This window comes from Neptuniibacter marinus (genome assembly GCF_965223595.1).
In the GTDB taxonomy this organism is placed as follows: Bacteria; Pseudomonadota; Gammaproteobacteria; order Pseudomonadales; family Balneatricaceae; genus Neptuniibacter; species Neptuniibacter marinus.
This window is the reverse complement of record NZ_OZ245004.1, coordinates 2,727,170-2,747,139: the sequence shown is the minus strand read 5'-3', so window position 1 is coordinate 2,747,139 and position 19,970 is coordinate 2,727,170. Positions and strand designations below refer to the sequence as shown.

20 protein-coding genes are annotated in these 19,970 nt (G+C 40.9%); 10 read left to right on the top strand and 10 right to left on the bottom strand.

What is annotated here, in order from left to right; translation table 11 throughout:
• Positions 1–37: 37 nt before the first annotated feature.
• Together ACOQOE_RS12995 and ACOQOE_RS12990 are read left to right on the top strand one after the other, a co-directional pair.
• Complete coding sequence (locus ACOQOE_RS12995) at positions 38–1,522, top strand: protein adenylyltransferase SelO (RefSeq protein WP_420554200.1); 1,485 nt, start codon at positions 38–40, stop codon at positions 1,520–1,522.
• 223 nt (positions 1,523–1,745) lie between these two features.
• The gene (locus ACOQOE_RS12990; RefSeq protein WP_067863684.1) at positions 1,746–1,952 is read left to right on the top strand and encodes a cold-shock protein; all 207 of its coding nucleotides are present in this window, start codon (positions 1,746–1,748) and stop codon (positions 1,950–1,952) included.
• A 91-nt stretch (positions 1,953–2,043) separates the two neighbouring features.
• Here ACOQOE_RS12990 and ACOQOE_RS12985 read toward each other — a convergent pair whose 3' ends face one another.
• Positions 2,044–2,418 carry a DUF3301 domain-containing protein gene (locus ACOQOE_RS12985; RefSeq protein ID WP_231867933.1) on the bottom strand — a complete coding sequence of 125 codons (375 nt, stop codon included), beginning with the start codon at positions 2,416–2,418 and terminating at the stop codon, positions 2,044–2,046.
• 77 nt (positions 2,419–2,495) lie between these two features.
• Between ACOQOE_RS12985 and ACOQOE_RS12980 the strand changes: the two genes are divergently transcribed.
• Both ACOQOE_RS12980 and htpG read left to right on the top strand, forming a co-directional pair.
• Positions 2,496–3,209: a DUF599 domain-containing protein gene (locus ACOQOE_RS12980; RefSeq protein ID WP_067863687.1), complete on the top strand. Its 714-nt coding sequence runs from the start codon at positions 2,496–2,498 to the stop codon at positions 3,207–3,209.
• A gap of 121 nt (positions 3,210–3,330) precedes the next feature.
• The gene (gene htpG, locus ACOQOE_RS12975) at positions 3,331–5,256 is read left to right on the top strand and encodes a molecular chaperone HtpG (protein WP_067863690.1); all 1,926 of its coding nucleotides are present in this window, start codon (positions 3,331–3,333) and stop codon (positions 5,254–5,256) included.
• 253 nt (positions 5,257–5,509) lie between these two features.
• Here htpG and ACOQOE_RS12970 read toward each other — a convergent pair whose 3' ends face one another.
• Positions 5,510–5,641, bottom strand: coding sequence for a hypothetical protein (locus tag ACOQOE_RS12970; protein WP_420555483.1), 132 nt, complete (start codon positions 5,639–5,641; stop codon positions 5,510–5,512).
• 196 nt (positions 5,642–5,837) lie between these two features.
• Here ACOQOE_RS12970 and ACOQOE_RS12965 point away from each other — a divergent pair, with 196 nt between their 5' ends.
• The 3 genes from ACOQOE_RS12965 (at position 5,838) to ACOQOE_RS12955 (ending at position 9,082) form a co-directional block, all read left to right on the top strand.
• On the top strand, positions 5,838–6,131 hold the full coding sequence (locus ACOQOE_RS12965) for a c-type cytochrome (protein WP_420554199.1): 294 nt from the start codon (positions 5,838–5,840) through the stop codon (positions 6,129–6,131).
• Entirely contained in the window at positions 6,121–6,291 is a 171-nt protein-coding gene (locus ACOQOE_RS12960) for a hypothetical protein (RefSeq protein ID WP_420554198.1), read from the top strand. The genes ACOQOE_RS12965 and ACOQOE_RS12960 overlap by 11 nt, the downstream gene beginning before the upstream one ends.
• A 550-nt stretch (positions 6,292–6,841) precedes the next feature.
• Complete coding sequence (locus tag ACOQOE_RS12955) at positions 6,842–9,082, top strand: diguanylate cyclase (protein WP_420554197.1); 2,241 nt, start codon at positions 6,842–6,844, stop codon at positions 9,080–9,082.
• A 56-nt stretch (positions 9,083–9,138) separates the two neighbouring features.
• On the opposite strand, the gene ACOQOE_RS12950 is transcribed toward ACOQOE_RS12955, so the two are convergent.
• From ACOQOE_RS12950 to ACOQOE_RS12930, 5 genes are all read right to left on the bottom strand, one after another.
• A complete protein-coding gene (locus ACOQOE_RS12950; protein ID WP_067863699.1) occupies positions 9,139–10,242 on the bottom strand; it encodes a phosphoribosylaminoimidazolesuccinocarboxamide synthase in 1,104 nt (367 codons plus the stop codon).
• Between the two features lie 98 nt (positions 10,243–10,340).
• Positions 10,341–10,559, bottom strand: a complete 219-nt coding sequence (locus ACOQOE_RS12945) for a hypothetical protein (RefSeq protein ID WP_067863702.1) — start codon at positions 10,557–10,559, stop codon at positions 10,341–10,343.
• Between the two features lie 362 nt (positions 10,560–10,921).
• Positions 10,922–11,308, bottom strand: a complete 387-nt coding sequence (locus ACOQOE_RS12940) for a hypothetical protein (protein WP_420554196.1) — start codon at positions 11,306–11,308, stop codon at positions 10,922–10,924.
• Between the two features lie 123 nt (positions 11,309–11,431).
• A complete protein-coding gene (locus ACOQOE_RS12935) occupies positions 11,432–12,634 on the bottom strand; it encodes an EAL and HDOD domain-containing protein (RefSeq protein ID WP_067863708.1) in 1,203 nt (400 codons plus the stop codon).
• A 124-nt stretch (positions 12,635–12,758) separates the two neighbouring features.
• Positions 12,759–13,064 (bottom strand): hypothetical protein, encoded by a 306-nt coding sequence (locus ACOQOE_RS12930; protein ID WP_067863713.1) that lies wholly within the window; start codon positions 13,062–13,064, stop codon positions 12,759–12,761.
• 244 nt (positions 13,065–13,308) lie between these two features.
• On the opposite strand from ACOQOE_RS12930, the gene ACOQOE_RS12925 reads away from it, so the two are divergent.
• A complete protein-coding gene (locus ACOQOE_RS12925) occupies positions 13,309–14,238 on the top strand; it encodes an AEC family transporter (RefSeq protein ID WP_067863716.1) in 930 nt (309 codons plus the stop codon).
• A gap of 38 nt (positions 14,239–14,276) precedes the next feature.
• Here ACOQOE_RS12925 and ACOQOE_RS12920 read toward each other — a convergent pair whose 3' ends face one another.
• Positions 14,277–15,344, bottom strand: coding sequence for a nucleoid-associated protein (locus ACOQOE_RS12920; protein ID WP_420554195.1), 1,068 nt, complete (start codon positions 15,342–15,344; stop codon positions 14,277–14,279).
• Positions 15,345–15,484: 140 nt separating this feature from the next.
• Between ACOQOE_RS12920 and ACOQOE_RS12915 the strand changes: the two genes are divergently transcribed.
• A complete protein-coding gene (locus tag ACOQOE_RS12915) occupies positions 15,485–16,018 on the top strand; it encodes a YaeQ family protein (protein ID WP_420554194.1) in 534 nt (177 codons plus the stop codon).
• 19 nt (positions 16,019–16,037) lie between these two features.
• Here ACOQOE_RS12915 and arfB read toward each other — a convergent pair whose 3' ends face one another.
• Positions 16,038–16,451: an alternative ribosome rescue aminoacyl-tRNA hydrolase ArfB gene (gene arfB / locus ACOQOE_RS12910; RefSeq protein WP_420554193.1), complete on the bottom strand. Its 414-nt coding sequence runs from the start codon at positions 16,449–16,451 to the stop codon at positions 16,038–16,040.
• A 169-nt stretch (positions 16,452–16,620) separates the two neighbouring features.
• Positions 16,621–16,836, bottom strand: a complete 216-nt coding sequence (locus tag ACOQOE_RS12905; RefSeq protein WP_067863728.1) for a PA3496 family putative envelope integrity protein — start codon at positions 16,834–16,836, stop codon at positions 16,621–16,623.
• A 375-nt stretch (positions 16,837–17,211) separates the two neighbouring features.
• Here ACOQOE_RS12905 and ACOQOE_RS12900 point away from each other — a divergent pair, with 375 nt between their 5' ends.
• Positions 17,212–19,956, top strand: a complete 2,745-nt coding sequence (locus ACOQOE_RS12900; protein WP_067863731.1) for a bifunctional acetate--CoA ligase family protein/GNAT family N-acetyltransferase — start codon at positions 17,212–17,214, stop codon at positions 19,954–19,956.
• Positions 19,957–19,970 lie beyond the last annotated feature (14 nt).

Here is a 19,970-nt window from a genome sequence, read left to right as displayed (position 1 = left end):
AATACCTGACTAAAATGATAGGGTAAAAGGACGTTATATGTCGGACGATTACTCAATGGCAACGCTGAAAACACTCAATTTTGATAACAGTTATCTTAGTCTACCTGAAAATTTTTATCAGCGGCTTCATCCTACACCGCTTAAAAATCCATTTTTAATTGGCTTTAATCCTGATGTTGCGCAGTTACTAGATATTGATCCTTGCGCTGTTAATCCTTCACTCATAGCCGGTTATCTGGGAGGTGAAGAGCTTTTACCTGGCAGTGAGCCTTTAGCGATGAAATATACCGGTCATCAATTTGGCGTTTATAACCCTGAGTTAGGTGATGGTCGAGGTTTACTCTTAGGTGAGGTGGTTAATAAAAAAGGTGAACGTTGGGATCTGCATCTGAAAGGGGCTGGAAAAACGGCCTTTTCTCGTTTTGGTGATGGTCGTGCCGTACTGCGCTCTAGTATTCGTGAGTATCTGATTAGTGAAGCTATGCATGGTTTGGGTATTCCGACGACTCGTGCATTGTCATTAGTGGGCAGTGAGGAGCTAGCTATGCGTAATGGGATGATGGAACCCTGCGCAACGGTTTTACGTGTCACTCAATGTCATATCCGTTTTGGCCATTTTGAGCACCTCTATTATACCCGTCAGCATGATGAGCTTAAGGTTTTAGCAGACTATTGTTTAGAACGTTATTTTCCAGATTGTTTGCAGACCGAAAAGCCTTATCTCTCTATGTATAAAGAGGTTGTGCAGCGAAGTGCTTCTTTGGTGGCAAAGTGGCAAGCATACGGCTTTGTTCATGCGGTCCTTAATACGGACAATATGTCGCTTATTGGAGAGACCTTTGATTATGGGCCTTATACCTTTATGGATCATTACAAACCAGACCATGTTGCTAATGGTAATGATCATCAAGGCCGTTATGCTTTTGCAAATCAGCCCTCAATCATTCAATGGAATTTATCCTGTCTTGGACAGGCTTTATTACCTCTAATTGAACGTGATGATGTGGTAGTTGTGCTAGATCAGTATTCAGAACAATATAAACAAGCAGAGCTGGCTGAGTTCAGGAAACGCTTGGGCCTACAGTTACAAGATGAAGCTGATGAAGAGCTAGTCATGTCATTGCTTAAGCTGTTTGCGCTTTATTCTGTTGATATGAACAGGTTTTTCCGTTGCTTATCGAATTTTGATGGTTCTGATGCTTCTACCGCTGCTCTAATGGCGTTGATTAAAGTACCTGCGGCTTTAAGTGAGTGGCTAATCGCTTATGAGGCGCGCCTTGAGCAAGAGGTCGCCAGTTTTCCTATACGTCGTGCCCAAATGCGGGCGGTTAACCCAGAATATATATTACGTAATTATATGGCGGAAGAAGCGATTCGTACGGCCACGGAAGGGGACTTTACCTTGGTTCATGATTTGTTGATGTTACTGCGTAATCCTATGGATGAACGCAGTGAATTTAGTCGTTTTTCTGCTGCACCACCTGAGTGGGCAGGTGGGATTTCTTTAACCTGTTCATCATAAATAAAATTAATTGAAAATTTATTGAATAAAAGTGTTTTTTTCGTTGACCAGAGCTTAATAAGCTTTATAGAATGGAACTCGCTTGAAAGTAAGACGTATATTTATGCACACCATTACGAAGTCTTATCAGTACCTCGTCCTGTTTTTCATAAGTAATCGCAACACTTCTAGCACAATCCGTCTCTTATGAGGCAAAAAATTACTCTGAAAGAATAGGACTACTATTATGTCTACTACTGGTACAGTTAAATGGTTTAACGAAGAAAAAGGTTTTGGTTTCATCGAGCAGGAAAATGGCCCAGACGTTTTCGCTCATTTCTCTGCGATTCAAGGCGACGGTTTCAAAACTTTAGCTGAAGGTCAGAAAGTTGAGTTCACTGTAACTCAAGGCCAGAAAGGCCCACAGGCTGAGAACATCACTAAGATCTAATGCTTAGTAAGTTCTAGTAAGAAAAAGCAAGGCTAAGGTCTTGCTTTTTTTGTGCCTGAAATTTGTAATAGACTGGGCTTTATCATTTCTTTTAGTGGAGAATATGCGGATCTAAATGTACATCCGTTATTTGATAGCCTAAAGTAGTAACTCGGCCAGAGTAGCGCTCTTCACCGGTCGAAGAAAATTCAAAATTATAAGAACGCCAGATTCTTATCTTGCCATCAGCTGCCCGTTTTAACCAAAAAGCACTTAAATTAATATTGTCATCGAGTAACTGAAGATCAAGCTCTTTACACTGTTTGCGAATACGATTTAGAGCGACCTCTTTTACTTTTTGTGATTGCCACCAATGATAAAAAAGGTAGGCAAATAAAGTCACGATGATTAGTGCTTGAAGATCTATATACATTGCTGCTAGTTTCCAATGAACGTGTGGGACGAAATCAGGATCAAATAAAATCATGTATTCTTTTGATTCTTACTTGTTTTACAATGAGTTGTATTAGATTGCACGATTAATTTTATGTTGGGGCTTTGCTTATGGGATCGGTTTACCAATTTTTTCAAGATAACTGGCTCAATATTATCGCCTTAATTTGGTTTTTAGTCTGCTTCAAAGGTTATATGCATTATGCCCGTAAAAAGAGTTATGAAACGCCCTGTTTAGCGAGCCTTTTGCATATGTATCGAAAGGAGTGGATGCTAAGAATGCTGACTCGTGAGGTGCGTATTGCTGATACTACGGCGATTGCGAACCTTGAACGGGGAGTCTCCTTTTTTGCCTCCACGACAATGCTAATAGTCGCTGGTTTAATGACAGTGTTAGGCTCAACACAGCAAGTTATCGATGTGGTTTCTGATATCCCTTTTGCATCTAAAGCAACGAGCGCGGAGTGGGAACTCAAAATTTTGTTGATGATTATTCTGTTTGTATATGCATTTTTTAAATTTACGTGGAGCCTTCGTCAGTACGGTTTCGTCTCAATTATGGTGGGGGGAGCACCTTTACCAGAAGAGCATGTATCTGAGCAGCAAACGGAAGCTCATGCGAACCGTATTGCGAAAATGACATCGATGGCAGCAAATAATTTTAATGTGGGTTTACGTACCTATTATTTTTGTTTGGCTATTCTCGGTTGGTTTATTAACCCATGGTTATTCATGGCCTTGAGTGCAGGTGTTGTCTATGTGCTCTATCGACGTGAGTTTAAATCGTCGACCTTAAAAACCTTAATGATGAGTGCTGGAGATTAAAAAAGCTGCTTGTTACGCTTGAAATGAATTCTCACGTCCCAATATTGTTTTCATAGGCTGCTTTGTTGTTTATCAGCAAAGCACTGTTTCTTGTGATAATCGACATATTGGATAAGTGTTAATGACTACCGAAACTCGTACAGAAACCCATGGTTTTCAGACAGAAGTGAAGCAGTTGCTTCATTTGATGATTCATTCCCTCTATTCGAATAAAGATATTTTTCTCCGCGAATTAATCTCAAATGCGTCAGATGCCGCTGAAAAATTACGCTTTGAAGCATTATCGGATGGATCTCTGTATGAAAATGATGGCGACCTTAAAATCAATATTAGCTTTGATAAGGAAGCAAAAACCTTAACAATTGAAGATAACGGCATTGGTATGAGCCGTGATGAAGTGATCGAGCACTTAGGTACGATTGCAAAATCAGGTACATCACAATTCCTTTCTCAGTTAACGGGTGATCAGTCTAAAGATAGCCAGTTGATCGGCCAGTTTGGTGTTGGCTTTTATTCCTCTTTTATTGTGGCTGACCGCGTAGAGGTATTCACGCGCAAAGCTGGCCTTCCTGCAGCTGAGGGTGTGCACTGGGCTTCAGAAGGCGAAGGTGAGTTTAGCATTGGCGATGTGGAGAAAGAGGGGCGTGGTACACGTATTGTTCTGCACCTTAAAGAAGGTGAAGAGAGTTTTGCTGATGGTTTTGCCTTACGTGGTCTAGTACGTAAATATTCAGATCATATCTCTATCCCGGTTGTTATGCAGAAAGAAGCAACACCTAATTTTGATGAAGAAGGCGAAGAAGAAAAAGATAAGGCTGTTGAGCTTGAAGATGAAACCGTGAACAGCGCTACTGCGTTGTGGACACGTAATAAATCTGATATTACTGAAGAGGAATATCAGGAGTTTTACAAGCATATATCCCACGATTTCGGGAACCCACTTACATGGGCCCATAACCGTGTTGAAGGGAATATGGAGTACACCAGCCTGCTGTTTGTTCCTGAGCGCGCACCTTATGACCTTTGGAACCGTGAAGCGCCACGCGGCTTAAAGCTCTACGTGCAGCGTGTCTTTATTATGGATCAAGCGGATGAGTTTTTGCCGCTATACCTTCGCTTTATGAAAGGTGTAATTGATACTAAAGACCTTTCACTTAACGTCTCACGTGAAATCCTGCAGAAAGATGCAAACGTTGACAAATTACGCTCTGCTTTGACTAAGCGTGTTTTGGATATGTTGATCAAATTAGGCAAAAATGATCCTGAAAAATATGCATCTTTCTGGAAAGAGTTTGGTCAGGTACTGAAAGAGGGCCCTGCGGAAGATTATACTAACCGCGAGAAAATTCTTAAGTTAATGCGCTTCTCTTCAACTCATACGGGTAGCGAAGAGCAGAATGTATCGTTGGATGATTATATCTCTCGCATGCCTGAAGGTCAGGATAAGATCTACTTTGTGGTTGCTGATAACTACAACACGGCTAAAAATAGCCCGCACTTAGAGATCTTCCGTAAGAAAGGAATCGAAGTGCTGCTAATGACCGATCGTATTGATGATTGGATGATGAGCCAGCTGCATAACTATGATGAGAAGGCTTTCCAAGATGTAACTAAAGGTCAGCTTGATCTGGATGATACTCAGACTGAAGAAGAGAAGAAAGTTCAGGAAGAGGCGGCTAAAGAGCTTTCAGGGTTAGTTGAGCGCTTGAAAGCAAGCTTAGGTGACAAAGTTGCTGATGTACGTATTACTACTCGTTTGACGGATTCACCTGCTTGCTTAGTGTTAGGTGAGCAAGATATGGGTCTGCAGATGCGTCAGATTATGGAAGCAGCAGGTCAGGCGGTTCCTGATAGCAAGCCAACGTTTGAAGTAAATCCTGAACATCCGTTGATTGAGAAACTTGATAAAGAAGCTGATGAAGATCGCTTTGCTGATCTTGCTTTGGTTTTATTTGATCAGGCTGGTTTAGCCGCGGGAGCACAATTGGATGATCCCGCGACTTATGTTGCTCGTCTTAATAAGTTACTGTTGGAATTAAGCGCATAAGCTTAGTGACCATCAAACTTAAAAAAGCGGCTTTTATAGCCGCTTTTTTATGGCACTAAGGTTGGCGTCACTTTATTTTATATACATTGCATGGTTTTCAATATGCGTGATTAAGTCTTTGAGGTTGAGGCTTTATTGTAGAGTCAGCCTTGATGAAATTAGATATCTAGTTGTGCTCAATGTTCAGGCTGTTTAATCGTTTCGCCCCCTTCTGCACTTACTATCAATCCTAGCCTTTTAGCTAAAGTGATAATCATGTCAACACATCAGTATTCATTGAATCGGAAGCTATGGCAGCGGTAAAACTTTTATCGGCTTTAAGGTAATTGACCGCTAATTGGTTTAAATAACTGAGTCCGTAATAATCTCTACCAAAACCATCAATCGCAATATGAATGCCTGCGCGAGTTTAGCTGTTACTTATCCTAGCTTTTATAACGAATAGATTTTACGGCTACTTTTTGATTCAGGTTAATGGTTTCTTAGTGCTAATAGTTGAGTATTGGGTCTGTGGAATTAGGTCGGATTTTGGACGGATATTTTTTCAAGCGGGTTCATCTATTTCAAATGAGGTAATCGTAATGGGTAAAACACTAGGGCTAATTGGTTTAGTGCTATTGTCATCTATCTCCTATGTACACGCAGAGGGTCAAGTGATCTATGATAAACACTGTAAAGGCTGTCATGTTGCGGGTGTTGGCGGGGCGCCAAAACCCGGAGATAGTGCAGCATGGGAGCCGCGTATAGCGCAGGGCATGGATGTGATGGTACAAACGGTTGTTGTGGGCAAAGGTGCTATGCCGCCTAAAGGAACCTGTATTGATTGTGATGAGGCGACTTTGAAAGCGGCAGTAGAGTTGCTGATTGCAAAATGATATACAGAGTAAATTACATACGTTGTGTATTATTGAATCTTCTATAGTTGCAACCTGTAAGGTGGAGTCGTTGTTCAATACCTCTGTTGAGCGAAGAGTCTCTCAATCTATTACTGACTTTCCTGTAGCTAATGTTTTTCTCTCCTCATTGGCTGAATAGAATGGTTTGGAAACAGTGGGTGGGCGGGCCTTATCATTTCTAAAATGCTAGAATTAAAAGTAGTGATTTCATAGGTGGGAAGTTAGGTAAAGTCGAGTATTCCTAAAAGGAAGTCTGCTTCCAAGGCAAGCTGCTTAACTAGAGAATGGCGTCGTTATTATTGAAGCGACAAAAGGGAACTTAGGTCATTGTTGTAGTGTTAATGGTGGTAAAATAAGCCATTGTCGGATTATTGTTTCGATAACGGAGTCTTTTCGGCTCCAGACAGAAATTCAATGCTAGGTGCTTTAGAAAGTTTTGTTTGCAACCATTGTATTAGTGGGATAATTGCCTGCTCAAGCTCAGCATATAGCGCATTCATCCGATCAGTGTACAGTCTGAAGAATGCATTGAAGTACTCAGTTCATCGCTTAAATAATATAAATAAGGTTGTATCCCGATTTTTTGTTCCATTATAGAAAATACGTAGAGTTTTTCATCTAATTTGTCGTTCCAACTTCATATTCCTGATCTAAACTGAAGTGCAGAGTTTTTATTCTAAGGGTTATCTATGCGGTTACTGTTTGCCAGCGTATTGTTCATATTGTTAAGTGGCTTGGCTTCAGCTAAAGATGCTATTGATGTTCGGTTGTTGTGGAAGCATCAGTTTCAATTTGCTGGTTACTATATGGCTATAGAAAAGGGTTTCTATGCCGAAGAGAATTTAGATGTCCGTTTGAAAGAGTATGACTTTAACCTTGATCTTGTTGATGAAGTTATACAGGGTGAGAGCCAGTTTGGTATAGCGCGTACCTCATTGTTAATTGATAAAAATGCGGGAGCGGATGTGGTTGCGCTGTTTGCGGCTTATCAACAGTCTCCGTTAATGCTTTTGACTCGTAAAGATTCCAATATTCTTCTCTCTTCCGATCTGAAAAATAAAAATGTCATGATCACCAACGACGCTAAAAAGGTTGGAGAGATCATTGCGATGCTTTTGCAGGCGGGCATCACCGTTTCTGACTTTAATCAGCAAGAACATAGTTACAACCCCGAAGATCTTATTAATGGTAAAACCGATGCTATGGCATCCTATATATCGAATGAACCTTTTCACTTGGAAAAACAGGGAGTGGAGTACAACACCATACATCCTAAAGATTATGGTTTTGATATGTATTCAGATATTTTGTTTACTTCTAGGGAGTTTGTAGAAAAAAATCCTGAAATTACAGACCGTTTTTATCGCGCTTCTATTAGAGGCTGGCTTTATGCATTTGAGCATATAGAAGAAACGGCGGAAGTTATTTTTAAATATTATAACTCTCAAGATAAGTCTTTATCTGCGTTGATTTATGAGGGAGAAGAGCTTAGAAAGTTAGCCTTTGATAATAATGGTAATTTTGGCACGCTTTCGATCAATAAGTTTAATGAGATGGCGCAGGTATACCTGATTACAGGGAGTATTTTTTTAGGCTACGATTTCTCTGATTTTATCTATCGCCCGCTCAGTAATATGTATAGGTTAAGCCAAGCAGAGCAAAGCTATCTTGATGAAAACCCTAAAGTGAAAGTATGTGTTCATCCGGATTGGCATCCTTTTGAATCTTATTGGCAAGGGAAATATCAGGGTATGCTTGCTGATTACCTACAGTTGATAATGGGTAATGTAGGTCTTGAGTATGAAATAGTACCCTCTATTACTTGGAAGCAATCGTTGAAAAAAATTCGCACTGGAGAGTGTGATCTTTTAGCGGGTGCCATGCAAACGGTAGAGAGAAGCCAGTATCTTGATTTTACGCGACCCTATTTGAGTGTGCCTGCGATTATTGCTGTGAAGGCCGATGAAAATAAAAAGCACTTACCTGAAATGACCTTAGGTGTCATTGAGAAATCAGCTTTCCAAGAGATCCTGCCGATTCGATACCCTAATCTTAAAATCTTAAGTGTAGATCATGTGGTTGAAGGACTGCGCCTGTTGCAAGCAGGCACTATAGATGGATTTGTAGGCGCAGGCGCGAATATTGCTCATATAGCTAAAGAGTTTCAGATAGCAGATATAGTGATCAATGATGAGCTGCGAGATAGCTGGGATTTTAGTGTTGCGATAAGAAATGATAGACCTTATCTGCAGAGTATTTTGAATAAATCGATTGCTGAAATAACCCCTGAAGAGCGTGATGCAATTATTAACCGCTGGTTGGTTGTGGAGTATAAGCATACGGTTGATTACACCACTATTTGGATCGTGATAGGGGTGAGTGTCATACTAGCTTTGTTGGGGCTATATCGCTATATACAAGTGATATCTTACAATAAGATGTTGAAAACTATAGCAGAAAAGGATGCTTTAACCGGTATCTTTAGTCGTCATAAATTACGTTCTGAATTAGAGTCCTTTACTGAATTAGCACAGCGGCATAATTGGTCACTCTCTGTCATGTTTTTTGATATAGATAATTTTAAACAGATTAATGACAGTTTAGGTCATGATGTTGGTGATAAAGTGCTAGTGAAACTGTCTAAATTGATCTCAGGGATGTCGCGTAAAACCGATCGTTTTGGACGCTGGGGGGGAGAGGAGTTTCTGTTTATTATGCTTGAAACGGATCTTGATAAAGCGCATAAAATAGCAGAAAAGTTTCGATTAAAGATCTGTCAGCATCAGTTTGGATTACCTAGGCCGGTAACCTGTAGTTTTGGTGTAGCTCAGTATAAGCATAATGAAAGTATTGAGCATTGGGTTAGTCGTGCAGACCAAGCCATGTATCAGGCCAAACATGAAGGGAAAAACTGTGTACGAGTTAGTTAAAAAAAACGAGCAGTGTAGATAACTGCTCGTTTTAGATGTTTGTGTATCAAGCTTGTTTAATCGATCAATCCGTAATCTTTACGTAAAATTTCGATAATTTCTGCTTTCGGGTTTTCTGAAAGTGTCAGTGGTTGACCAATAATCTTTTCTGCGATACCTACATAAGTTTTAGAGACCTTCATTAGTAAGGCTTCAGGTAAGGCATTATCTTTAGCTAGAGCATAACGCTCATCCATACGCTCTTTATTCAAAAGAATATCTGGATCGGGGAAGTAGTTAAGCAGTTCTTGGCGAAATACCTCTTTAGAATTTTCAACTACTTTGCCTTCGCGATAGGAAGGGCCATCCCATATACGCGATGAATCAGGTGTACCGACCTCATCCATGTAGATCAGCTTTTCCTTACCTGCAGCATCCGTGACATAACCAAATTCAAACTTAGTATCGACGAATACCTGATCAATCTCGGCAAGTGCGTTACTGATAACATCGAAACCTTCTTTGAGTAGTTTCTCGTATTGGGCGATATCATCTTGGTTACGGAACTGGAAAGCTTCGTGATTATTGCTGATATCATCTCGTGTGATATTAACATCATCTACTTCAGGGACACCGGGAATGCCGGTAAGGATTCCTTTAGTTGATGGAGTAATAAGAAGCTCCGGTAGCTTTTGGTCTTTATTTAGGCCGTCAGCAATTTCAATTCCACAAAACTCACGCTCGCCTTTTGCATAAGAGCGCCACATTGACCCAGTGATATATTGACGACAAATAGCTTCGATCATGACAGGTTTTGCTTTTTGTACGATCCAAACAAAAGGGTGTGGAATATCTAATATATGGCTATCTGCAAGACCATGTTCACGGAAGAGCTTAAACCAGTGGTTGGATATAGCGTTTAAGGCTGCACCTTTTCCTGGTACACCATTCATTCCGCCTTCTCCATGCCAGATACATTCAAAGGCTGATATGCGGTCACTAATAACCATAATAGCCAACGGCGCATCAGCTGCGACATCGTAGCCTTTTTCTTTAATAAGGCGTTTGCTATCAGCCTCAGTTAACCAGTAAACCGAGCGAACTTTACCGCTATGGATTGGTTGATCTGTGCGAATAGGAAGATCGTTATTAACGGCCAATACTTTATCAGCAAGACTCATTGATATATGTCCTGTATATAATCTGTGAAATCAGTAAATGAGGGCTTTACTCAGTTAAAGCCCAAGTTTAATCGGCAATACTTTTAAGAGTTAAACTATTATGAATAGCGTTTTACATCACGTAATAGTGAGCTCAAATCCAAATCTTGCATATCTGCGAGTGCTTCCAAATCATTGGATGTTCGCGGTGGAAGCTTCTTGAGCCGCTCTCGTTTGGCGTCCTTGTCTCGAATTTTATCTAATAGACTGTTCTGTAAAGCGTCCAATTGCTCTGTAGATAGTGCAAAGAGACGACTGACTAATTCTTCTTCAGTCATATTTTTCGTTTATGCTCCGAAACAAAAAATCAAAAACAATCGGCAATTATACCAGAATTGTATGATCTTCTATCAAGTAACATTGTAAATTTTATGCTGGAAACTTACCTTTCAATTTTACTGTGGGGTGAAATAGTTTTTTTCGATTGATGCTTACTGATTTCTTATAACGTCTCCAGTCACAATTGTGCTGGCTAGGTTTTATGAAATGAAACAGATGTATGTATTTTTGTGGTAGATAAACCAGATAATTAAATATAACGGGTTAAGTCGACAGAGAAGTATCTATGCTAAATGCTGGATAATTTAATAAAAAACGCATTTATTTTAGGCATCGAAAATGTGTATTGGGTTAATGCAGCTTAGAGGAATAGATCACGGTTGACTGAGGTCATAACGCAATGTGCACAACTTTTACTGTGAACACAGTCGCCTGTTGCTAGCTTTTCTAACTCGTCTATTTTTTTCTTTACCTGCATCTGTAGCTCTTTTGAAACTTTTTTCTCTTGTCTATAAATCTCTAAAAATAGATCAGCTTCAGAAAAATCAAATATTATAGGAGTAGTCTTAAGGTAGCAGCTGCTTAATGTAAAGCTGACTTGATTCTTTTCTAGAATGATTTGGGGTTCTACCGCTGGAATACCCCTAAACTTGAATCCTTTCGGGCTCATTTGATTAAGTATTGAATGGCATATAGGAGCGCACAGTTCATTGTCAGTGGCACCAAGGCTGGTGACAAAAATACTCATGGTGACGTCCTATCTAAGATATAGTGATACCTTTATTCTAGGGTAGGTGAGCAAAAAGGGATAGTGAGATTAATGATAGTCAGGGACGGTCGGTTTTAGATGTATATGTTTTGCTGTGTCTCTTTAAATTGATGCAGCTTTTTGACTCTCTAATGCCCATTGTATAGCGTTATTTTGAGATTTTAATAAGTGATTTTCGTTGACTTGGCCAGAGAGTTTATCCCATTGGTAATGAGAAAAACTGATCACATCGTTTAGCATAAGACCGAGTTCACCTTCCCTATGTAGTAGAGCGTCACTAACCGCATCGCTAATAGGTATATGGTTATTTAACTCGATCATGGGAATAGAAAATAAGGCGTCGGCCCCTGATAGTATGCCCATTAAGAAGGATAAGCCGGGTTCTGAATTATAATATGATGCCATAGATTCGCACATCTTGGCACGAATAAGCAGTTCACGACAGAGCTCGTCAGGAATATCTAAATTGCCAGACAGAGAGACTACGACTGCCCAGCGTTTCAATTCAGCTAGGCCTAGTAAAATAATTGCTTCATTAATTGTAGAGATCGATCGTTGTAATGAGAATGTGGCTGAATTAACTATTTTTAATAAGCGCAGGGCGAGACGAGGATCTTTGGAAATTATCTTTTCAAGGTTTTCAGGCGTTACATCAGGATTGTTTAGCTCAGATAGAAGCTCCATCATCACTAGCTCACTACCACTCACTCGTTGTCCTTCAATAATTTCAGGATAGGCAAAAAAGTAGCCTTGGAATAACTTAAATCCAAGTTTACGAAAGCGATGAAATTCGACGATAGATTCGACTTTTTCAGCTAGGAGCGTGACGTTATAAGGTGCTAGTTTTTCTAATGTATGAAAAAGCGCCTTGCCTTTAAGCTTGAGCACGTCAATTTTTACAATATCAACTGTATCCATAATGGCTTCAAACTTATTGTTCCAAACAAAATCATCGAGAGCTATTTTGAACCCTTTCTTCGATAGTTCTCTGACTTTCGCGATTGTATCCTTGTTAATTGGAACATCTTCAACAATCTCTAGAACTACGTTATCAGCGGCGAAGCTGGGGAGTTCGTGGAAGAGAAGGTCCTCATTTACGTTCATAAAGGCTGGAAGAATACGCATCTGTCCTTTATGTAAAACGCCGGTGAATGCATTAATAAGTACTTGGCATGTGGCAGCGGTGGCATCAAAGAGTTCACCTGGAGGGCAGCCGTTAACATCGCGGTATAAGAGTTCATAGCCGATTGTTTCGTAGTTAACATCCAAAATTGGCTGTCTTGCTAGTAGAATTTCCTCAAGCACGGCTAACCCTCGTACGACCTAGATAAGTTATTACTTAGTTAATGAAGTTACAGATGATAGTGGGTTCTTACAAGGAAAAAAAAGCCGAGCATGGGCTCGGCTTTTTTTCTTGCTAACAATTCAATTACTTTGCAATAGACTGTAGTTCAGTCATTGCAGCTTCGCGTGTTTCATTCGCGATAGAGGTGAATGCTTCACCTTGGCCTTTAAGTAATTCGAAAAGCGCTTTGTTTGCTTCCATGTTGAACTTGATTAGCTCTTCTGGAGTTTTAAGCTCTTTAGCTTTCTCTGCTTCAGTTTTGAAGAAAGAAGTTAGCTGTTCGCCAGACTTTTTCTGCTGTTCAATAGATTTTGTGATCGCTGCAGCCTGCAAGTTCATGAGAGATTGAAGGGCATCGAATGATTTCTGGAAATCAACAGGGTTCGTCATAATAATTCTCCTTAAGGTTCTTGTGCGCTGCACAATATGGGTTCTATTCTAGTCTGTTTTTTGACCAAGTCAATACTATTTTTGCTGCACTGCACAAAAAATAAATATTAGTTCCTAAACGAATAAAGTTAAAGAGTCAGTTTAGGAGAGTAATAGGAAGATATTACGGGATGATGTATAGACCTTGGTTGAACAAATTGATCTAATTGATTCCCCAATTAGCGAACGCGAGTAGTGTAGGTCTATGGCCGGTATCGAAACGATTCTATCCCTCTTTATTCTTATAGGCCTTGGCTATTTGGGTAAGCGAACTGTTATGGCAGGATATTCGTTAGCCCCACTCAACACGTTTGTTTATTATTTTGCGGTACCCGCGCTGCTATTTAACTCTGTATATAAACTCTCACTTGATAGTTTATTTCAACCTTGGTATCTGCTTGCTTTTCTTTTTGCCGCTACGTTAACTGCTTTAGCTGCCGTATTTGGATGTGTTTTTTTCTTTAAAGAGAAAGATCGGGAGGTGTTAGTTTTTAGAGCATTAAACGGTACCTTTTCTAACTATGCTTATATGGGTATTCCTCTGGTTTTTGGTTTGCTGGGAGAGGAAGCTTATGGGGCGATGGTGAGCATTATCTTATTGGGTAATCTATTCCAGATTGGCAGCACTCAATTTCTTATTGAGAGCCAGCGTCAGGATGGTCGCGGGTTTAAGCAACTGTTGGCGATTCTGGATAAATCTCTTTTACGTAGCCCTATCTTTTTAGCAACGTTTTTTGGTGTTTTAGTTTCCGCATTAGCCCTTGAGTTCCCGGTTATTATTGTCAATGCTTTGGATCTGTTGGCACCTGCAACCGTACCGGTTGCTCTGTTTTGTTTAGGAGCAAGTTTGGAGTTTAAAGCGCTACAGCAAAGTAAAGCGGAGTTAGTATGGTTGGTGGTCGTTAAACTATTTATTCATCCGCTGCTTACCTTAGTTATTTTCCGGATGGCAGGGCTTAATGATCATAACTGGTTATTGGCTGCTGTTTTCTTAGCTGCGCTGCCTACTGGGGCCTTAGCGCATGTTATGGCGTTACGATATGACGTAAAGGAGAAGGAAACATCGCTTACAGTGGTGCTTTCTACATTAGCTTCAATTGTAAGCGTGTCTTTATGGGTAGGGTGGATGATGTAACTGTGAGTGGTTTTACAGTTACATCACCTGAAAGGTTCTTAATCGTCCTGTTCTAGGGCTTCACGCAGTTGGTTAATGACTTTACTGGGTAAGCGACTAATAATAATGCGATTATTATCTTCGTCGAATTCAATATCTTTACCTGAGTTAAGTTCGCCAAAATTACGTTTAGTGAAGTCTACACTCCAGTTATCCGCTTTAACTTTAAGCTTGGCAAAGCGGTTAATTGTACTGGTATGAGGTTGGAACTCTTGGCTGACGTTATAGGGGCCTTTATTCGCAAATTGTCCAAAGGTGCCGGCTGCGGTTTCTGCCTGTTCTGGGGGAATGTAGGCATCGAATAGATTTTCTATCTCATTCAGATTGGCTGATTCCTTTTCGGAACGCTGTTTTGATAAATAGCTGACGACGTCTTCCACGACCTCTTCTTTACGGTCACTCATATTATTTTGATTGCAGAAGTCTCGTGTCGCGCGGATAAGTTCACCTGTTGATTTACGTGATGGGGTGACATCGGTACAGCCAAATGCGGTGGAGAAAAAGTGAGTAATCTCCCCTTTTTCTTTGCTACCAATAAAGCTGAGATAGCTATCCTGCTTTTTGCGAAAGGTGCTGATATTAATACGCGCTGCCTGGTGAAGTTGATCCAGATTAACTTCCATCACTTCTGTCGGATGGAGATCATTGTCAAATCCTATACTGGCTTTGTCTCGGACAAGCGCTATCAGTAAATATTCATAACGATCGCTGGCATATAGGGAGAAAAGAACGTATCCACCATTGGCATTATGGGCAGATGGATTGTTGATAGCCGTCGCTAACTGGGACATGCTTTTATCAACCAATGTGGCGAATACAGCTTCATCCCACTCTTGGCTGACAAACTCTTCAAACGCAGATATAAATGGGTAACTCTCTTCGTTCTCAGTGTTAAAGGAACCATGGGTTAAACTTGAGCGGCGACTGAAGGCGGCGTTAAGGGTCTCAAACAACTGGGTTGCGATCGGAGAGGCGATAGGGATTATGCCACCGCGGTCGGTGATCCGTGCGGGGGACTCTTCCGATTCCTTAACCAGTTCGCGAATCGCCAGATGTTTTAATTCCATAATGACCTCAAATCTTATTCGGTAAAAATAATATGGGGGAGAGATTGTATTTAAAACTCTTCGTTGATGCAGTATAAAGATGCACTCAATGTAAATGTCCTTGTTTGTGGGCGTTCATAATTATCTATAGGTTCCCTCCCATGGCGTTAAAACCGACTATCTATAAAACAACGTTGAACCTGATTGATATGAATCGGGATATATATACCACGGAGAAGTTGACCTTAGCTTTACATCCATCAGAAACGTCTGTTCGTATGATGGTGCGGTTATTGGCTTATGCGCTTAACTATGATCAGGACCTTTCTTTCAGTAAAGGTTTGTCAGCTAATGATGAACCTGATCTATGGATTAAACGTCCAGATAATTCTGTGAGTTGTTGGATTGAAGTTGGACAAGCTTCGCCTGAGCGGATACGTAAAGGCGTTAGCCGAGCTGATCAAGTCAAACTCTATGCTTATGGCTCAGAAGTAGATATATGGTGGGCTAAGCATTCTGAGGCACTTATGGGGTTACCTAAAACCGAGATCTATAGCTTCCCTGCTGCTCAGGTGGATCGTTTAAGTGAGTTATGCGGCCGAAATATGGAGCTGACTATTACGATTAGTGAAGAGCAGCTTTATGTCACAGTGGGTGACCTGCAGTTAGATGTAGATTTAACACGATTGGCTTAACACATATTTAGGGGGAGGGTTAAAAGTCGACTTTTCCCCGGCCTTTTTTAATTTGTCCCCGCTTATTCTTTTTGTCCATTCTTTTTCTTTGCGAGCTGCGTGTGGGTTTTGTTGCCCGCCGTTGTTTCTCGAGTGTTGTCGCGGTTTTAATTAGCTGTCGTAAGCGTAGTAGAGAGTTCTCTTTATTGCGTTCCTGATCTCTAAAACTTTGTGCTTTTATAACTATTACACCATCCGCAGTGATCCTTTGATCTTGGTAGGCTAATAAACGGTCTTTAAAAAAATCGGGTAAGGAGGAGCGTTTGATATCAAAGCGGAGATGAATAGCGCTAGAAACTTTATTCACGTTTTGACCACCGCAGCCTTGGGCTCGGATCGCTTTAAATTCGATTTCCTTGAGAGGGATGGATATACGGTTTGATATAGTCAGCATAAGGCTATTCTATCAATCAGATGGATAGAAAGTCAGGTTTTATGGCATTAGGGTTGTAAAGTATTTGGGACTAGGGATGATTACATGATTTTTTTGCCGTTCATCGCGCTAAATATAGCGCGGGCTGGTGGTTCAGCCCGCGCTCAAAACGGGTTGGATATAAAGTCAGTTAGTCATCATACCAATCATCAAATACATCTTTGATATCTTTCATTAATTCTCGTTCTTCACGCATAGCCTCCAAGCGTCGACGCTTGTCTGGATTAATACTGTCTTTTTTATGGATAGTTGAGTCGACTTGTACTGAGTCAAGGTCATCGCTCATCCAATCTTCCAGATCAATTGCTGAATCTGGCTCATTACTAACGGGGCGTTGTTGGCTCATCGCAATGCCTCACCAATTGAGTTTATATATAGCCTGATTATGGTACATATTTCAAAATAGGAAAGTAGAGTCGAGACTATTTTTGTCAAGAAAAAGTAGGGCTGCACCGCCTGATAAGAATTCTTTTAGTGATAGGGTATGTCTTGGGAGGAAAGTGGCGATTATGCTGTTGGAGGATTAGATGAGGAGAAATGGCATCTATGTGGTAAACAACTTTCCACTTAGCTACTCTAAACTTTGTAAAGTTGGTCCGACCTTGCTTTTGTAAGAAAGTCGTAAAATTTAGATGTTAATTATACTTTGGTATAGAAAAGCTATTTTGCTGCAGTGCAAAAAAGTATAAGATAATGAGATATTGATAGAGGATTTCAGTGCGTGGCTACTAAGTATCTCAAACGTTTTTTTAAACCAGCTTCTATTGCTGTTTTTGGTGCATCTGCCAGAGAAGACAGCATGGGCGGTATTGTTATTCAAAACCTGCTAGAAAGTGGTTTTAAGGGATCTCTTTACGCAGTTAACCGTCATGAATACGACGAGGTACATGGCGTATCTTGTTTTAAAACCCTATCAGATCTGCCTGAAATGCCAGATTTAGCCATTGTTTGTTCACCACCGGAAACTGTTGCAGACCTTATTCGTGGCTTAGGCGTGAGTATGGTTAAGGCCGCGATGATTTTAACCGGTGGTTTGTCGATGATGAATGATGAAACCCATCGATCATTGCGTGATGAAGTTCGGGAAGCGGCTAAACCTTACGGCATAAGAATCATGGGGCCTGACTGTATGGGGATGCTTGTCCCTGGTCATAATATGAATGCCAGTTATTCTCATGTAAATATACTTAAAGGAAAAGTCGCTTATATCGGCCAGTCGGGTATTTTAGGTACCGCTATGATCGATTGGGCAACAGGTCAAGAGATCGGTTTTTCTCATTTTTTGACCTTGGGTGATGGCGCTGATGTAGATCTTCCTTCGGTGATCGATTACCTCGCACAAGATCCATATACCCATGCCATATTATTACAGCTAAACCGTGTGGATGGGTCTGCACGGGATTTTATCTCTGCGGTGCGTTCTGCTTCGCGTAACAAGTTAGTACTTGTGTTAAAAAACGATACATTTATCGGTGCAAAATCTGCGACTCAATTAGCTGAAGGCATCTATGATGATGACCTTGTTTATGATGCTGCACTACGGCGAGCGGGTGTTGTTCGAGTTAAAAGGTCTGATGAGCTTTTTAATGCATTAGAAACGCTGACACGTATGAAGCCTATGCGTGGCGAACGATTGGCTATTCTATGTAATGGCACAGGTCCAAATGCGTTAGCAACAGAACAGTTATTTAAACATAGAGGTAAACTTGCGGAATTAACGGATGAGACGCTCGATGCACTGGCTGAGATACTGCCTACCCATTGGAACCGTTCAAACCCTGTTGACCTTAATTCTGATGCGCGTCCGGAACGTTTTGCCGAAGCGGTACGATTATTAACAAAAGATAAAAATGTTGATGCGGTTTTGATGTTACATGCGCCGACACGTATGGCTTCTTCCGTTGAAACGGCTGATGCTGTGATACAGATTGCTAAAAAAACACCACGCAATATTTTAACCTGTTTTATGGGGCGAGCGACTGCTATTGAGGCCCGTAATCATTGTAACTCTGCCGGCATATCAACTTTTTTAACGCCTGAAGAATCGGTGGATGCTTTTATGCATATGGTAGACTTCCACCGTAATCAGGACGTGATGCGCCAGACTCCACCCCCTTATATGGAGCAAAGTAGCCCTCATCATATTCGTGCTAGGCAGCTTGTCCAAGATGCATTGACAGAAGAGCGGGATTATTTGCGGCATGAGGAAGCGATTGAGCTATTAGATTTATATGACATTCCTGTCGCTAATACTTTTTATTGTGACAGCATTGATGATGTAGTGAAATGCGCCCCAAAAATAGAGGGCTCAGTGCAAGTTAAAGCATTGCATAAACATAATGTTTATCCATTCAGTTATGACGATACAGGCCGCCAGCGTTGGAAAGAGGTTGTGCAAGATCTATTTTCGAGTGCGGAAGTTGAGCATGCAACGACGCAGCTCTCCTATAGGATGGGAGAGATTTACCCAGTAGAGCATTTGATGGGCTTTTGTGTTCAGCAGATGAAGCGGGGTTTCCAATCGTTACAAATTAATGTGGGAATCACTAGAGATCCAACGTTTGGACCGGTAATATTTTTTGGTGTCGGTGGACATACCGTGGATGTTTTAGCTGATCGCCATGTCATGCTACCCCCTTTAAATCTTGCTTTGGCCTCAGAGTTGATTAGTCAATCTCGGCTTTGTCAGATCATTGAAGAAAATAGTTACCGTCCTGAACTGGATCTACAGCAACTGGCTAATTTACTGCTTAAATTATCTGAGATGATTGTTGATCTACCTAATCTTAAAGGGTTAGAGATTAACCCAATGTTGGTTAATAAAAGTGGTTTGCTAGTGATGGACGTTGCCGTCTCGCTTTCAGCTAAAGCGGGCTGTTTGTCGATCTCTCCATACCCTGAGCATCTAACTGAAAAAATAAGCCTTAAGCGTTCAGGTCGTAAGGCCATTATTCGCGCAATTCGTGGCGAGGATGAGCCTAACCACCTTGAGTTTTACAATAAGCTGAGTCCTCAATCTATACGTCTACGCTATTTTTACAGTCGCGGTATCCCAACACATCAAGAACTGGCTAACTGGACTCAGATTGATTATGACCGAGAGATGGCTTTCATTATTACAGCCCCACGGGAAGATGGGGAAGGGATGGAAACCTTAGGTGTAGTCCGTGCAGTTACAGACGCTGATAATGTACAAGCTGAGTTTAGTGTTGTTATACGTGATGATCTGCAGGGCGAAGGCTTAGGTGTTGCGCTTATGAATAAGGTTATTCAATATTGTAAAAGCCGTGGTACTTTGCAAATTACAGGCTCCACCTTGCCAAATAACAAAGGTATGCAAAATTTAGCTAAAAAGTTAGGTTTTGCAAATAATTATAATTCCGAAGAGGAGGTTGTTGATATGAAAATGATGTTAAATGAACCTACCGAGGATTGGCAGCGTTTACGTTTAAACCTACCTCGTTAAGTCATAGGGTATAG

Excerpts from the sequence above, each read along its gene's own strand:
- ACOQOE_RS12995 (WP_420554200.1), top strand. The coding sequence starts at position 38 with ATGTCGGACGATTACTCAATGGCAACGCTGAAAACACTCAATTTTGAT.
- ACOQOE_RS12985 (WP_231867933.1), bottom strand. The coding sequence starts at position 2,418 with ATGATTTTATTTGATCCTGATTTCGTCCCACACGTTCATTGGAAACTA.
- ACOQOE_RS12980 (WP_067863687.1), top strand. The coding sequence starts at position 2,496 with ATGGGATCGGTTTACCAATTTTTTCAAGATAACTGGCTCAATATTATC.
- htpG (WP_067863690.1), top strand. The coding sequence starts at position 3,331 with ATGACTACCGAAACTCGTACAGAAACCCATGGTTTTCAGACAGAAGTG.
- ACOQOE_RS12965 (WP_420554199.1), top strand. The coding sequence starts at position 5,838 with ATGGGTAAAACACTAGGGCTAATTGGTTTAGTGCTATTGTCATCTATC.
- ACOQOE_RS12955 (WP_420554197.1), top strand. The coding sequence starts at position 6,842 with ATGCGGTTACTGTTTGCCAGCGTATTGTTCATATTGTTAAGTGGCTTG.
- ACOQOE_RS12950 (WP_067863699.1), bottom strand. The coding sequence starts at position 10,242 with ATGAGTCTTGCTGATAAAGTATTGGCCGTTAATAACGATCTTCCTATT.
- ACOQOE_RS12945 (WP_067863702.1), bottom strand. The coding sequence starts at position 10,559 with ATGACTGAAGAAGAATTAGTCAGTCGTCTCTTTGCACTATCTACAGAG.
- ACOQOE_RS12940 (WP_420554196.1), bottom strand. The coding sequence starts at position 11,308 with ATGAGTATTTTTGTCACCAGCCTTGGTGCCACTGACAATGAACTGTGC.
- ACOQOE_RS12930 (WP_067863713.1), bottom strand. The coding sequence starts at position 13,064 with ATGACGAACCCTGTTGATTTCCAGAAATCATTCGATGCCCTTCAATCT.
- ACOQOE_RS12925 (WP_067863716.1), top strand. The coding sequence starts at position 13,309 with ATGGCCGGTATCGAAACGATTCTATCCCTCTTTATTCTTATAGGCCTT.
- ACOQOE_RS12920 (WP_420554195.1), bottom strand. The coding sequence starts at position 15,344 with ATGGAATTAAAACATCTGGCGATTCGCGAACTGGTTAAGGAATCGGAA.
- ACOQOE_RS12915 (WP_420554194.1), top strand. The coding sequence starts at position 15,485 with ATGGCGTTAAAACCGACTATCTATAAAACAACGTTGAACCTGATTGAT.
- arfB (WP_420554193.1), bottom strand. The coding sequence starts at position 16,451 with ATGCTGACTATATCAAACCGTATATCCATCCCTCTCAAGGAAATCGAA.
- ACOQOE_RS12905 (WP_067863728.1), bottom strand. The coding sequence starts at position 16,836 with ATGAGCCAACAACGCCCCGTTAGTAATGAGCCAGATTCAGCAATTGAT.